Consider the following 14,856-nt stretch of genomic DNA (forward strand, 5'->3'; position numbering starts at 1 on the left):
GGGCGCTTTTCCCGGCCTTGAAATGGAGGCAGGAGCACTCATGTCTTTGTCGAATACTTCCCCCCTACAGCGTCATTGGGTCTTCGCGTGGCGGTCGGAGCGGCTTCTTCCCTATCTTCTGCTTGCGCCTGCCGTCGTCGTCACCCTTGTCATCGTCTTCATGCCCATGGTGCAGGCGGTCTGGACGAGCTTCTACGACCTCATCCTGTTCAAGCCGAACGCCAGCAAATTCGTCGGTTTTGGCAACTATGTGAAACTTTTCAACGATCCGGTCTTCTGGACCGCGCTGTGGAACACGCTGCTTTGGATCGGCCTCACGGTTCCCTTGCAAATGGGGCTTGGCCTTCTCGCTGCCTTGCTTCTCAACAGGGAATTTCCATGGCGCGGGCTGGCGCGTGCGTTGATCATTATCCCGTGGGCGCTTCCCAGTGTCGTCATCGCGCTGATGTGGCGCTGGATCTATGATCCGAACACGGGCGTCCTGAACGATATCCTGGTCTACCTCTCGATCGTTCAAACCGCGGTGCCGTGGCTCGCCGATCCCGATGTCGCGATCTACGCAATTATCGCGACGCTGACGTGGCAGGGCTTTCCCTTCTTCGCCGTCATGATCCTGGCGGGCCTGCAGGGCATTCCGAAAAGCCAGTACGAGGCCGCATCGATCGATGGGGCGTCCGCCTGGAGGCAATTCATCCACATAACATTGCCGGGCATCGCGCCGGTCCTAGCGACGGCCGGTCTTCTCCGGGTGATATGGGTGGCCAATTCGATGGACGTCATCTTCGTTATGACCGGTGGCGGACCGGGCTATGCGACGCACACGCTACCGCTCTACGCCTTCATCAAGGCCCGCCAGAATCTCGATTTCGGCTACGGCACGTCTATAGCCGTCACTTTCACCATTCTTCTGGGGGCGTTCGTGGTCCTTTATCTCGCCCGCACCATGCGTGAGGTCGAACGATGACGCAGCAAAGCACATTTCGCCGGATCATTACCACCGACCTACCGGTTCTCCTGATCGTTCTCTTCGCCATGGCTCCATTCGTCTGGATGATCCTGACATCGCTGACGCCGACGGCGACGCTGTCGGCCACCGGGGTTTCGCTTTCGCCCATGGGCTGGAGCATGGACAACTATGTCAGGCTCATCGAGCAGACGTCGTTCCTGAAGAACATGCTCGACAGCCTCATCATCGCCGGTGGAACGGTCGTTGTCGGGTTGCTTGTTTCCGTGACGGCTGCCTATGCCTTCTCCCGTTTTCGCTTCACCGGCCGCAAGCTGTTGATGATGCAGTTTCTGCTGATCAACATGTTCCCGATCGTGCTGCTGATCCTGCCGCTCTTCGTTCTCATGCGCAGCGTCGGCATTCTCGATACGCATTTCGGCCTGATCCTGGCCAATGCGACCGTCGCCATTCCCTTCGCCGTGTGGATGCTGACGAGCTACATCGCCGCGATCCCCAAAAGCCTCGACGAGGCGGCAATGACGGATGGATGCTCCCGTCTGACCGCCCTTCGCAAGGTGGTCCTGCCGTTGACCATGCCGGGCATCATCTCGACCGGCATCTACATCTTCATCACAGCGTGGAACGAATATCTGTACGCCTTGACGCTTGGCGGCCGAAACGTCCGGCCGGTGACCGTCGCGATCCAGACACTGATCGGGGAATACCAGATCGAATGGGGCCTGCTGGCAGCAGGCGCCGTGGTCGGTGCGATGCCGGCAACGATCCTGTTCCTGCTCGTTCAGCGCCGTCTGATCGGCGGCCTGACCCAGGGGGCGGTGAAAGGGTGATTGCGAAAGTCCGCCAGCAATTGAATTTGTATGCACTGAAAAGGAAAAACAGATGAACCCCGTCGGGTTGATTTCCATGCAGTATGCCAGGCCGTTCACCGCGGAGCACTTCCCGCTCTTTGCGAAGATGCGCGACCACGGCTATGATTTCGTCGAACTTCTTGTTCCCGAAGTCGGTGAACTCGATATCGCCGAGGCCAAAAAAGCGCTCGACGATGCCGGCCTCGGCGTCGTTCTCGCCGCCCGTGTCAACCTGCAGCGCAACCTGTCCTCGGCCGAACCCGAAGCCCATCGCGCCGGGATCGATTATCTGAAATACACGGTCGATTGCGCCGCCGGCCTTGGCGCGACAATCGTCGGCGGGCCACTCACCGGGAACCCGCTCGTGTTTGCGGGCCGCCCTCCGCAGCCGGTCGACGAGGCCGAACGCCTCGCTCGAAAGGATCGTTGCGTCAGAGGCTTGAAAGAGGCGGGCGATTATGCGGCCAAGGCCGGCGTCCTTCTGGCAGTCGAGCCTCTGAACCGCTTCGAAAGCGACGTGCTCTGCACCACGCAGCAGGCAATGGAACTGCTCGACGCTGTCGATCATCCGGCCGTGAAGCTGATGCTCGATACCTTCCACATGCATATGGAGGAAAGCTCGCTCGGCGAAGCCATTCGGCTCGGCGGCGACCGTCTGGTGCATTTCCAGGCCAACGAGAACCATAGGGGCTTTCCCGGTACGGGACAGACCGATTGGGTGGAGGTGTGCCGCGCGCTTCATGACGTCGGCTACAAGGGGCCGATCTCGCTTGAACCCTTCCGTCGTAGCGATGACCGTTTCGGCGTGCCTTTTGCCCAATGGCGCGCGCCGCATGAGGACGAGAGCGATCGCCTCGCCGCATCCAGTGCCTTCATCAAATCCCACCTCCTGCTTACGGAATATCGTCGATGACTATAAAAATCGGTTGGATCGGTTGCGGCATCCACGCCACCCAGATGCTGCTGCCGCAGCTCGTGCGTCACGACGTGGAGATCATCGCGCTATGTGACATTGATGCCGAGCGCCTCAGGAATGCCGGTCGCCAGTTCGGCGTCAGGAACCTCGTGGCCGATGTCGACGATCTCCTGAAGACACCGGGGATCGATGCCGTCGGTATGGCGGTCGGGCCGGACCAGCACCTTGCCTTCGGCAAGGCGGCGCTGGAGCGCGGCCTGCCGGTCTTCATGGAAAAGCCGCCGTCCGGCTCGGCGGCCGGTGCGCGCGAACTCCTTGCAGCCTCCGAAAAGGCGAAGAAGCCGCTGCTGCTCGGCTTCATGAAGCGCTACTCGATCGGCAACCGGATGGCGGCCAACATCGTCAAATCCGGCCGGTTCGGCGATGTGCTCGGTTTGACCGGCTATTACATGACGGCGCCGGGCTATTTCGCCGGCAATGTCGACTACACGGGATTCTTCCTGCACCACTGCGTGCACTATATGGACCTGGTGTCCTTCCTCGTCTCGCCGGTCCGTTCGATCTCTGCCCGCAAGGTTGAAAAGACGCCCGGCCGGGTGCTCTTCCACGTCGGCTTCGAATTCGAGTGCGGTGCGATCGGCAACATCGCCATGGGCACGATCCAGTCGCGCGGCACGCCGGTCGAACGCATCGAACTTATGGGCGATCATCAGCGTATCGAGGTGGATGACGTGATCGAGATCAAGTGGCACCGCAATCCGCCCTTCAAGATCGACGATCTCGGTGCGACCCTGTCGGAAGATTGCGACACGCTGACGTGGAAGCCGAATTTCACGGCGGCCGCCAACGAAGATCCGAAGGGATACCATTCACTCCTGGCCGATGTCGTGCCGGCGCTTGGTGGGGCAGCCACCCCGGCGCCGACGATCGCGGACGGTGTCATCGCCATGGAGCGTCTGGAAACCCTGCGCCGCGAACTGGCTCTCTAGATCTGGATCGGCGGTTCCGGGCAACCGGGCCCGCCTCTTCACAAGGAACGAGATGATGGCTGTTGCCCCGACCCCGATACTCCAGTTCGGAACGAGCCGTTTCCTTCTTGCCCATGCCGATCTGTTCATATCCGAGGCGATGGACCGTGATGAGGCGCTCGGCCCCGTCACGGTCGTCCAGACGACCGGCAATCCAGCCAGTGCCCGCCGGATCCAGGCTCTCGCCGATGGTGGGGCCTATCCTGTGCGGATACGCGGCTTGAAGGACGGGAAGACGATCGACGAGATGCGGCAAGGCAGGGCCATAGCGCGGGCATTGTTTGCCGGCGCGGACTGGCCTGCGATCGTCAGCGCCGGGATCGTCGCGGACGTCATCCTCAGCAATACCGGGGACCGGGGCTACGATCTGGACGAAAGCGACGATGTCGTGCTCCTGTCCGAGCCGGATAGGGTGCCGGTGAGTTTTCCCGCAAAACTCCTGGTGTTGCTGTATGCGCGCTGGCGCGCGCGCCCGGGCCGGCCCGTTTCGATTTTTCCGTGCGAACTCGTACAGCGCAACGGCGACAAGCTGAAAGCGATCGTCCTGACGATCGCCAGGAATTGGAAACTGTCATCCGACTTTCTCGGTTACATCGAGGCGCGGTGCCACTTTGCCAATGGCCTGGTCGACCGCATCGTATCCGAGCCGCTTGAGCCGGTCGGGGCGGTCGCCGAACCCTATGCGCTTTGGGCCATCGAGGCGCAGGAAGGTCTGGTTCTGCCCTGCCGACACCCTTCGCTGGTCGTCACCGACAATCTCGACCGTTACGAACATCTCAAGCTGCATATCCTCAACCTTGGCCACAGCTACCTGGCCGAACGTTGGCTCGCGGGTAATCGACCGGCAGGCGAGACGGTGCGCGAGATCATGGCCGATCCCCACGTCCGGCGCGACCTGGAAGCCGTCTGGCGTGACGAGGTTGTGCCTGTTTTCGCTCTGGAGGGAATGCGGAACGACGCCCTGCGATACGTGGATGAAGTGCGCGAGCGGTTCCTCAATCCTTATCTCGACCACCGGCTGGCCGATATCGCCGGCAACCATACCGAAAAGAAACTGCGGCGCATCAAGCCCATGCTCGACAGGGGGCATGCGGCGACGCCGCCGATCTCCCAACCTCTTCTCGCCGCCGCCTTGGAGGCTTCGCATGCGTGATGACAGCAAGGTCTGCATCAGGAATTTGCATCGGCCGGATACCCAAACCAGTGTATCTGCTGGGATCGGCGTGCCGCCGATTGTGTTATTGAATCGCTGATCACTGAAACCCGGACTTCGCGAGGGAAGGACCTTCATCATGTTGACTATCCGCCGTTTGAGCATCGAAGATGCCCGCATCCTGATTGCGGGCGCGCGCGCCAAAGCAGAGGAGATCGGGGTGCCGATGTGCATCGCCATCGCCGATGAATCGGGCCAGTTGATCGCGTTCGAGCGTATGGATGGCGGGAAGATCACAAGCACGATCATCGCACAGGACAAGGCCTACACGGCCGCCGGCGCAAAGCGGACGACCGAGAGTTACGGTTCGGCAAGTCAGCCTGGTAGCCCGGCCTACGGCATCAATTCGGCAATTGGCGGTCGTCTGATGGTGGTCGCGGGCGGATTGCCGGTGATAGTCGATGGCGATGTCGTGGGCGCCATCGGCCTCAGCTCGGGCACTCCCGCGCAGGACACCCAGTGCGCCCAGGCGGGCATCGACCATTTCCTGGCGTCGAGAGCCTGAGGAAGCCGTAAAGCGGCATCATGCAATTGTGGTCCGATAACTCAACGAGGTTGCCGGGCCATCGGAGGCCGGCATTTCGGCCTCCGGAAAACGCTCAGCGGCCGGCCCGGCGGCCTTGGCTGGAATGAGCGGTTCGCGCGCATAGCCGCGCGGTGACCGAATCTTACCTTTTGTCAGAGGTGGCCAAACCCCGTCGTGCGTCGCGGCGGTGGGTGGTCGGCGTGCCCCAATACCGAAATCCGTGGGATACGCAGCTGCGGGATCCCCACCGTTATGCATTTTCGTCCGGTTGCGATGGCCGTCGCCGGATTTTCGCGGCGGCTCTTCAACGATGTCGACACCGCATCACATATTCCATGAGATAGTTATTGACTTGTTATACCAGTTGCGAAATATAGCTTCAGGCCGGGTTGCCGGTGGAGGAAATTCGGTCTGGCCAATTACAGGTCAGCCGCTCGCATTTGGAGATTTCGATGACATCGATCGCGTTGTTCGGCGCCGGCGGCAAAATGGGCTATCGGCTCGCAAAGAACCTTAAGGGCTCGCGGTTCGATGTGCGGCATATCGAGGTGAGCGAGGCGGGCAAGAAGCGCCTGTCAGACGATCTGGGCCTGACCTGCGTCGCCGCCGATGAAGGCCTCGATGGCGCGGACGTCGTCATTCTTGCCGTTCCCGACACGGCAATAGGCAAGGTTGCCGCCGGCATTGTCGACAAGCTGAAGCCGGGCACGATGGTCGTGGCGCTCGATGCTGCCGCGCCTTTTGCCGGTCATCTGCCGGAGCGTGCGGACCTCACCTACTTCGTCACGCATCCCTGCCATCCGCCGATCTTCAACGACGAGACGGACCCGGCGGCCAAGCGGGACTTCTTCGGCGGTATCGCCGCCAAGCAGCACATCGTTTCCGCGCTGATGCAGGGTCCCGAGGAGGCCTACGTGCTCGGCGAAGAGATCGCCAAGGTCATCTGGGCGCCGGTCATGCGCTCGCATCGCGTGACCGTCGAGCAGATGGCGCTGCTGGAACCGGGCCTTTCGGAAACCGTTTGCGCCTCGCTGCTCGTCGTGATGCGCGAAGCCATGGACGAGTGCGTGCGTCGCGGCGTTGCCAAGGAGGCCGCCCGCGACTTCCTGCTCGGCCACATGAATGTGCTTGGCGCCGTCATCTTCGAAGAGACGCCGGGCGTATTCTCCGATGCCTGCAACAAGGCCATCGAGTTCGGCAAGCCCGTGCTGATGAAGGATGACTGGAAGCGTGTGTTCGAGCCCGCGGAAATCGCGGCCAGCATCCAGCGCATCACCTGATTTTCCGGCGGGCCTGGCCCGCCGCATCCGGCGCCATGTGTGCCGGGTAAAGATTGCACCGGTGCGGCCATTTTCATGGAGGGATGGTCGCAGGGAGCCGGTGCTTAACCGGGAGGAGACCTATGAATATTACCCGCAGACTGATTACCGTCGGCTTTGCTGCCGTCATGGCCGCAAGCGTCGCCATGCCGTCCTTCGCCGCAGACCTCATTGCGATCATCACGCCAAGCCACGACAATCCGTTCTTCAAGGCGGAAGCCGTCGGCGCGGAAGCCAAGGCGAAGGAACTAGGCTACGACACACTGGTTCTGGTGCATGACGACGACGCCAACAAGCAGTCGCAGCTTGTCGACACGGCGATCGGCCGCGGCGCCAAGGCGATCATCCTCGACAATGCCGGTTCGGAAGCCTCGATCGCCGCCGTGCAGAAGGCCAAGGATGCCGGCATCCCGTCCTTCCTGATCGACCGCGAAATCAACGCCACGGGCGTCGCCGTCTCGCAGATCGTTTCGAACAACTACCAGGGTGCGCAGCTCGGCGCCGAAGAGTTCGTGAAGCTGATGGGCGAGAAGGGCAACTATGTCGAGCTGCTCGGCCGCGAAGCCGATCTCAATGCCGGCATCCGCTCCAAGGGTTACCACGACGTCATCGACGAATATCCTGATATGAAGATGGTCGCCCAGCAGTCGGCCAACTGGAGCCAGACCGAAGGCTACTCCAAGATGGAGACCATCCTTCAGGCGAACCCCGATATCCAGGGCGTCATCGCCGGCAACGACACAATGGCCATGGGTGCGATCGCCGCACTGCAGGCTGCCGGCCGCAAGGATGTCATCGTCGTCGGTTTCGACGGATCCAACGACGTGCGCGACTCCATCAAGGCGGGCGGCATCAAGGCGACCGTCATGCAGCCGGCCTATGCGCAGGCCCAGCTCGCCGTTACCCAGGCGCATGAGTACATCACGACCGGCAAGGCGCCGGCCGAGGAAAAGCAGCTCATGGACTGCGTGCTCATCACGGCCGACAACGCTGACAAGCTCGAGACCTTCGCGCTGACAGAGTAATCGTCGCACGATGGCGCGAGGCGGGGTGCGGTCCCGCCTCGCGTTCCTTGTTCCATGACGGAGAATCGGAATGCCAAGGTATCAGGCTGCCTGGACACTCGTGCTTGCCGGGATGCTCGCGCTTTCGGGCTGCAAGCTCGTCAAAACGGAAGACGAGCAGAAACAGGCGGCGGCCGGCGCCTTCAACCCGGACAAGATGGTCGCCGAGATCTGGGATGCCAAGGTCGTGCCCTTTCTTCAGGAGCGCGCCGGCACCTTCCAGGAGGTCTCGGCACTCGCGGCCGAAAATCTCGACGCCGCAGCTGAAAAATACGGCCACAAGGAAAAGCAGGGCAACGCGCCCTGGACCTTTGCCGCCAGGATCGACGGCGTCATCGTCGCAGAGGAAACCAAGTCCCGCGCCGGCTATGTCGATGTCGACGTCGACGGCGACCGGAAGGCTGACGTGCGCGTTGCCATCGGCCCGGCCATCCGCGGCACGGCGATCCGCGACAGCCTGAAATTCGTCAACTTCAATGAATTCAAGAACCAGATCGAATGGGCGCAGTACGGCAAGTCGTTCAACACCCATGTCAACGGCCTGTTGCTCGAAAAATTGCCGCGTGAAAACCTGACGGGCAAGACGATCAAGGCGCTCGGCGCCTATCCGCTGCCGGCCAAGGGACAGCTGCCGCTTTTCGTGCCCGTCACCATCACGGTCGGAGGCTGACATGAGCGCCACCGATGACGGCGACGTCATTTTCGAACTGAAGGACATCACCAAGGCCTATTCCGGCATCGTGGCGCTCAAGAAGGCGGACCTGAAACTGCGCCGCGGCGCGGTCAACGTGCTTGTGGGCGAGAATGGCGCCGGCAAGTCCACCATGATGCGCATCATCGCCGGAGTCGAACGCCCGACGCTCGGCGAAATCTGGATGGATGGCGAGCGCATTCATCTCGACAGTCCTGCGGACGCGGTCCGCCACGGCATCGGTATCGTCTTCCAGGAGCTGAACCTCTTCGGCAATCTCTCGGTCGCCGAAAACATCTTTGCGACGCGCGAGATCACACGCGGCTTGCGCGGTATCGATCACAAGGCGCAGGTCGAGAAGGCCAACGAATTCCTCAATCGCCTCGAAGCCGGCATTTCGGCCGACACGCTGGCGGAAGACCTGCCGATCGGCCAGCAGCAGCTTGTCGAGATCGCCCGTGCCGTCTCGCTCGACACACGTATCCTCATCATGGACGAGCCGACCTCGGCGTTGAGCGCTGCGGAAGTCGACGTGCTCTTCCGCGTCATCGCCGATCTCAAGGCGCGTGGCGTGGCCATCGTCTATATCTCGCACCGGCTGGAAGAGCTGATGCGCATCGGCGACTACATCACCGTCCTCAAGGACGGCCAGATTACCGGCCATGCGATGGTCAAGGACATCGACACGCGCTGGATCGTGCGCTCCATGATCGGCTCGGATGCCAAGGATTTCGCCAAGCAGCTGGATCACGAACCCGGCGAAGAGGTCTTCCGTGCCGAGGATATCTGCCTCCCCCGCGCGCAGGGCGGCTACGCCGTCGATCATGTCTCGATCGGTGTGCGCAAGGGCGAAATCCTCGGCATCTACGGCCTGATGGGTGCGGGGCGTTCCGAGCTTTTCGAATGCATCATGGGCCGGCACGAGCATTCCAGCGGCAAGATCTTCGTCGAGGGCGAGGAGTTGAAGGGGCGCGACACGACCCGACGCATCCGCGAGGGCCTGTCGCTGATCCCGGAAGACCGGCAGCGCGAAGGCCTCGTGCAGTCCATGTCGATTGCCGACAATCTGTCGATGGCAAGCCTCGGCCAGTTCCTGAAGGCGGGTTTTCATATCGACCTGAAGCGCGAGAAGGAGGCAATTGCCAATGCGATCCGCAACCTCTCGATCAAGGCAAAGAACCCCGACCTCGACGTCACCTCCATGTCCGGCGGCAACCAGCAGAAGGTCGTCATCGGCAAGGCGCTGATGACAGGGCCGAAGGTGCTTTTGATGGACGAGCCGAGCCGCGGCATCGATGTCGGCGCCAAGGCGGACGTTTTCCGCACCATGCGGCGGCTGGCGGGCGAGGGGCTTGCGATCCTCTTCTCCACCTCCGACCTCGAAGAGGTCATGGCGCTCTCCGACCGCATCGCCGTCATGAGCAACGGCCGGCTGGTGATGGTGGTCGACCGCAAGGACGCGACCGAGGACATGGTGATTTCGGCCTCCGCGGAGGGACACAAAACCAAAAGGATGCATGCGTGATGACGACAGCAACGCACACTGCCGCCACCGGCAACCACCTCTCCACCGGCGCCGCCCTGCTGACGTTGATGAAGCTCAGAACCTTCATCGCGCTCTTTGCGGTCATCATCTTCTTCTCGATCTTCGCGCCCAATTTCCTGTCGACCGCCAACATGATCCTGATGTCGAAGCATGCGACGCAGAACGCTTTCCTCGCCATCGGGATGACCTTCGTCATCATCACCGGCGGCATCGACCTGTCGGTGGGCTCCATCGTCGGCCTCTGCGGCATGATCGCCGGTGGCCTCATCATGTATGGCGTGGCGCTGCCGCTCGGCTACACCGTCTATTTCAACGTCGTCGAGGTTGCGATCATCGTGGCCATCGTCGGTATCGCGATCGGGGCGATCAACGGCCTGCTTATCACCCGCCTCAACGTCGCACCCTTCATCGCGACGCTCGGCACGCTCTATGTGGCACGCGGCATGGCGCTGCTGTACTCCGATGGTCAGACGCTGCCCAATCTGACGGGACGCGAAGACCTCGGAAACCAGGGCTTCGCCTATCTCGGCTCGGGCTCCATCCTCGGGCTTCCGGTTTCCGTCTGGATCCTCATCGTCGTGGCGCTCGGAGCGGCCTATTTCGCCCGCTTCGTGCCGCTCGGTCGGCATATCTTCGCGGTTGGCGGCAATGAGCGCGCGTCGCGCATGTCCGGCATCCGCGTCAACCGCGTCAAGATGTTCGTCTACATGTTCTCCGGCTTCTGCGCGGCCATCGTTGGCCTGGTCATCTCCTCGGAACTTATGGCCTCCCACCCGGCGACCGGCACCAATCTCGAACTGAATGCCATTGCAGCAGCGGTTCTGGGTGGTACATCCATGTCGGGTGGGCGCGGCACGATCGGCGGCACGATCATTGGCGCCTTCGTGATCGGGATTCTCTCGGATGGTCTGGTGATGATGGGTGTCAGTTCCTTCTGGCAGATGGTGATCAAGGGTCTCGTGATCATCGTGGCGGTTGTGGTCGACCAGGCGCAGCGCCGCCTCCAGCAGCGCGTCACCCTGATGCAGATGGCAAAGGCAGGCTGAGCATGACGAAGACCAAGGGTGCGATGATCGGCTGCGGCTTCTTCGCCGTGAACCAGATGCATGGCTGGCAGGATCTCGATGACGTGGAGATCGTCGCGATCTGCGACCGTGATCCCGAGCGCCTGCGCGTCGTCGGCGACCAGTTTGGCGTCGAAAGGCGCTACCAGTCGGCGGAGGCGCTGTTTGCCGATGGCGGCTTCGATTTCGTCGATATCGCAACGACCGTCGGCAGCCACCGCGCCTTGGTCGAGCTTGCGACCAGCCACAAGGTGCCGGCGATCTGCCAGAAGCCGTTCGCGCCGACGCTGGCCGACGCCAAGGCCATGGTCGCCGCTGCGGATGCCGCCGGCATTCCGTTGATGATCCACGAGAATTTCCGCTGGCAGACGCCGATCCTCTCGGTCAAGGCGGTGCTGGACAGTGGTGCCATCGGCGAGCCCTTCTGGGGGCGCGTCTCCTTCCGCTCCGGCTTCGATGTCTTCTCCGGCCAGCCTTATCTCGCCAAAGGCAAGCGCTTCATCATCGAGGACCTCGGCATCCATTCGCTCGACATCGCGCGCTTCCTGTTCGGCGATGCCAGCCGCATGACCGCCCGCACGCGCCGCGTCAATCCTGACATCGCCGGCGAGGATGTCGCGACCATGCTGCTCGACCATGACAACGGCATCACCTCGATCGTCGATGTCAGCTATGCGACGAAACTGCCGGAAGAGCCGTTCCCGGAAACCTTCGTCGAAATCGACGGTACCAGGGGCACGCTGCGTCTGGGCAAGGATTACAAGCTGACGGTCCATGGCCCTGACGGCACGGTACAAAGCGTCGTCGCGCCGAACCTGCTGCCCTGGGCGTCGCGGCCCTGGCACAACATTCAGGAAAGTGTCGCGCTCATCCAGAAACACTGGGCCGAACGGTTGGCGGAAGGCCGCGAGCCGGATACGTCCGGGCGCGACAACCTGAAGACGTTCGCCCTCGTCGAGGCCGCCTATCTCAGTGCCGAAAGTGGCGAGACCGTCGTGATTGCGGATTTGCTGGCATGAGCGGCGACCTGCTCAGGCTTTACGGCACGAACGAGCGCGAGCCGGAAAGCCGCACGCTCGTGGCCGGCGACCTGAGCGTGGTCTTGCAGGACGGCAATCTGCGGACCCTGCGGTTCCGTGGCCATGAGGTGCTGCGGGCCGTGGCCTTCCTCGTGCGTGACAAGGATTGGGGTACCTGCAGCGCCGCAATCAACGATCTTGAGGTGCGGGCGACGGACGCGGGTTTCTCGGTCACCTACAAGGCTCGCTTCAGCGCTCCCGACGGTGCCAATCTCGATTGCGCCATTGCCATATCCGGTACGGCCGAAACCGTTGCCTTCTCCGCCGATTGCGTCAGCGACGCGGCGTTCGAGACGGCGCGTGCGGGGTTTGTGGTATTGCACCCCGTCGCCGGTGTCGCAGGGCAACCCGTGTCGGTCCGTCATGGCGATGGCAGCGTCGAGCATGCGCATTGGCCGGAGCGGATTGAGCCCTGGCAGCCCTTCATGGATATCGCGGCGATCACCCACCAGGTCGCGCCTGGCGTCTCGGCGGTGACAGAGTTCGTCGGCGATATCTTCGAGATGGAAGACCAGCGCAACTGGACGGATGGCTCCTACAAGACCTATGTGCGCCCGCTGGCTCGGCCCTGGCCTTACCGCATCGCGCAGCATGAGCCGTTCAGCCAGAAGGTTCTCGTTGAAATTCAGTCGGTCGGCGATGCTGGTTTCGCCAAGGACGCGTCCGATGCGGTCACGTTGACGCTCGCGCGGACGGACCGCCGCTTCCCCGAAATCGGCGTCGGCCTGCGTCCGGAATGCCTTGCAGAGGAACGGTCGGCGCTCGGGGTGTTAGAGACCGTCGGCGCACGCCACCTGATCGCGTATTTCGATCCCGGTGCGGGGCATAGCTTGCCCGCATTGAAGGGCTATGCCGACATCGCGGAAAAATCGGGACTGAAGGTCACTCTGGAGGTTGCCGTCGCCTGCCAGCGTGCGTTGGACGAGGAAATGTCCGAACTCGCGTCGCTGGTTCGCGAAGCGGGATTGACGCTCGACAGCCTGTTCGTCTGCCCGTCGGTGGACCGTCAGTCGACGCCGCCGGGAAGTGCATGGCCGGAATGCCCGCCGCTGGAGGATGTTTACGCCGCCGCACGGGCTGCCTTGCCGAATGTCCGGCTTGGCGGCGGCATGATGAGCTATTTCACGGAGCTCAACCGCAAGCGCGTGCCGGGCGACCGCATCGATTATGTGAGCCATTGCACGAACCCCATCGTGCACGCGGCCGACGATCTCTCGGTCATGCAGACCTTCGAGGCCCTGCGCTATGTCGTCGGCTCGGTCCGTGCACTCTATGGCGAGAAGCCCTATCGCATCGGGCCTTCGACGATTGCGATGCGCCAGAACCCCTATGGCAGTGCGACCAAGGAGAACCCTGCCGGCCGGCGCATTCCGATGGCCAATGTTGATCCGCGCCACAATGGTCAGTTCGGTGCCGCCTGGACGCTGGCTTACGCCGCAACGGTTGCTACGGCCGGGCTCGAAGTGCTGACGCTTTCCACACTCGCAGGCCCCTTCGGGCTGGTGGCAGGGGCGGGCGAGGCGACGGCTCCTGGCGAACTGCGGCCGCTTGCCCACGTCCTCGCACGCCTTGGCGCGCTGGCGGGGCACAATGTGTGGTCTGTCGAAACGTCACGGCCGGACGCTGTTCTGGGTCTTGCGTCGGAAAGGGTGATCCTGTTCGCCAACATCACGCCGGAACCGCAGACCGTGGTGCTGCCCTCTCCGCCGCACCGGGTTTCACTGATCGGCGGCGAGGGGCTGCCGGCCGCCGAAAGGGTCGTCCTGCCGCCCTATGGCTGCGTGGAAGCCGTGCTCTGAGGCGATTTCTGTCCCTTGAGCGTATAGAGCGCGCGGGAACGTTCGAGATGCTTGATCATCACCTTCTCGGCCTGATCCGCATTGCCCTTCTCGATGGCGCGGATGATCTCCTCGTGCTCGGCGAGGGTGACATTCTCGCGGCCTGTCCAGATCAGCATTTCGGTGTGATAGGACTTCAGCCAGCCCAGCATCGCGCCGCTCACGGCGGCGAAGATCGGATTGCCGGAAATGCGTGCGATGCACTGGTGAAAATCCATGTCGGCCTCGATGAAGGCATCCGCATCGCCAAGATTTGCCTTCTGCCTGTCGAGAAGGGTGCGCAGCTCAGCGATATGCTCCGGCGTCGCCTTGACGGCGGCCTCGCGGATCATGCCCCGTTCGAAGAAGATGCGGGCATTCTTCAAGTGTTCCAGCGAGTCGGAAGAACCCGAGAGCATCAGCTTGGCCGGCAGGTCGACCTGCCGGATGATGGACTCGGCCGTGATGCGCAGTACCTTGGCACGCTCGCCCTGCGAAATCTCGACCAGTCCCTTGCCGGCGAGCGCCTGCATGGCTTCGCGGATCGCGGGGCGGCCGACGCCGTAGCGCTCCATGAGTTCACGTTCGGAGGGCATGTCGTCGCCGGCCTGCAGTTCGCCGGTCTCGATCATGGTTTTCAGCCGCGCGAAGACTTCATCGGAGAGTTTCTTGCGGATGATCGGTTCGGAAACGACGGTCATGAGTCACCTGATTTCGACAGGCTTGAATATGCATCAAGTTCAATCGTCGCAACAGCTTTCGCCGCAAACGGCTTGCA

General features: G+C 62.3%; 14 protein-coding genes. 13 read left to right on the plus strand and 1 reads right to left on the minus strand.

From position 1 onward, the window contains the following. Window positions 1-40: 40 nt before the first annotated feature. From GR158_RS06685 to GR158_RS06745, 13 genes are all read left to right on the plus strand, one after another. A complete protein-coding gene (locus GR158_RS06685) occupies window positions 41-964 on the plus strand; it encodes a carbohydrate ABC transporter permease (RefSeq protein ID WP_134646723.1) in 924 nt (307 codons plus the stop codon). Then, window positions 961-1,794, plus strand: a complete 834-nt coding sequence (locus GR158_RS06690; RefSeq protein WP_134646725.1) for a carbohydrate ABC transporter permease — start codon at window positions 961-963, stop codon at window positions 1,792-1,794. The genes GR158_RS06685 and GR158_RS06690 overlap by 4 nt, the downstream gene beginning before the upstream one ends. 52 nt (window positions 1,795-1,846) lie before the next feature. Beyond that, complete coding sequence (locus GR158_RS06695; RefSeq protein WP_160870455.1) at window positions 1,847-2,728, plus strand: sugar phosphate isomerase/epimerase; 882 nt, start codon at window positions 1,847-1,849, stop codon at window positions 2,726-2,728. Then, window positions 2,725-3,720: a Gfo/Idh/MocA family protein gene (locus tag GR158_RS06700; protein WP_160870456.1), complete on the plus strand. Its 996-nt coding sequence runs from the start codon at window positions 2,725-2,727 to the stop codon at window positions 3,718-3,720. The genes GR158_RS06695 and GR158_RS06700 overlap by 4 nt, the downstream gene beginning before the upstream one ends. 55 nt (window positions 3,721-3,775) lie before the next feature. Beyond that, complete coding sequence (locus GR158_RS06705; protein ID WP_160870457.1) at window positions 3,776-4,912, plus strand: mannitol dehydrogenase family protein; 1,137 nt, start codon at window positions 3,776-3,778, stop codon at window positions 4,910-4,912. Window positions 4,913-5,051: 139 nt separating this feature from the next. Further along, on the plus strand, window positions 5,052-5,477 hold the full coding sequence (locus tag GR158_RS06710; RefSeq protein ID WP_134648640.1) for a heme-binding protein: 426 nt from the start codon (window positions 5,052-5,054) through the stop codon (window positions 5,475-5,477). 473 nt (window positions 5,478-5,950) lie between these two features. Continuing rightward, window positions 5,951-6,778, plus strand: coding sequence for a phosphogluconate dehydrogenase C-terminal domain-containing protein (locus GR158_RS06715; RefSeq protein ID WP_134648641.1), 828 nt, complete (start codon window positions 5,951-5,953; stop codon window positions 6,776-6,778). Window positions 6,779-6,900: 122 nt separating this feature from the next. Further along, the gene (locus GR158_RS06720) at window positions 6,901-7,842 is read left to right on the plus strand and encodes a D-ribose ABC transporter substrate-binding protein (RefSeq protein WP_134648642.1); all 942 of its coding nucleotides are present in this window, start codon (window positions 6,901-6,903) and stop codon (window positions 7,840-7,842) included. A gap of 70 nt (window positions 7,843-7,912) precedes the next feature. Continuing rightward, window positions 7,913-8,551: a DUF2291 family protein gene (locus GR158_RS06725; RefSeq protein ID WP_160870458.1), complete on the plus strand. Its 639-nt coding sequence runs from the start codon at window positions 7,913-7,915 to the stop codon at window positions 8,549-8,551. A gap of 1 nt (window position 8,552) precedes the next feature. Then, on the plus strand, window positions 8,553-10,097 hold the full coding sequence (locus tag GR158_RS06730) for a sugar ABC transporter ATP-binding protein (RefSeq protein ID WP_160870459.1): 1,545 nt from the start codon (window positions 8,553-8,555) through the stop codon (window positions 10,095-10,097). Beyond that, window positions 10,097-11,164, plus strand: a complete 1,068-nt coding sequence (locus tag GR158_RS06735; RefSeq protein WP_160870640.1) for an ABC transporter permease — start codon at window positions 10,097-10,099, stop codon at window positions 11,162-11,164. The genes GR158_RS06730 and GR158_RS06735 overlap by 1 nt, the downstream gene beginning before the upstream one ends. Window positions 11,165-11,166: 2 nt before the next feature. Further along, window positions 11,167-12,201, plus strand: a complete 1,035-nt coding sequence (locus GR158_RS06740; RefSeq protein WP_160870460.1) for a Gfo/Idh/MocA family protein — start codon at window positions 11,167-11,169, stop codon at window positions 12,199-12,201. Beyond that, entirely contained in the window at window positions 12,198-14,060 is a 1,863-nt protein-coding gene (locus GR158_RS06745; protein WP_160870461.1) for a hypothetical protein, read from the plus strand. The genes GR158_RS06740 and GR158_RS06745 overlap by 4 nt, the downstream gene beginning before the upstream one ends. On the opposite strand, the gene GR158_RS06750 is transcribed toward GR158_RS06745, so the two are convergent. Further along, a complete protein-coding gene (locus GR158_RS06750) occupies window positions 14,033-14,779 on the minus strand; it encodes a transcriptional regulator NanR (protein WP_160870462.1) in 747 nt (248 codons plus the stop codon). The genes GR158_RS06745 and GR158_RS06750 overlap by 28 nt on opposite strands. Between the last annotated feature and the right edge of the window lie 77 nt (window positions 14,780-14,856).

This window comes from Shinella sp. AETb1-6, assembly GCF_009826875.1.
Taxonomy (GTDB): domain Bacteria; phylum Pseudomonadota; class Alphaproteobacteria; order Rhizobiales; family Rhizobiaceae; genus Shinella; species Shinella sumterensis.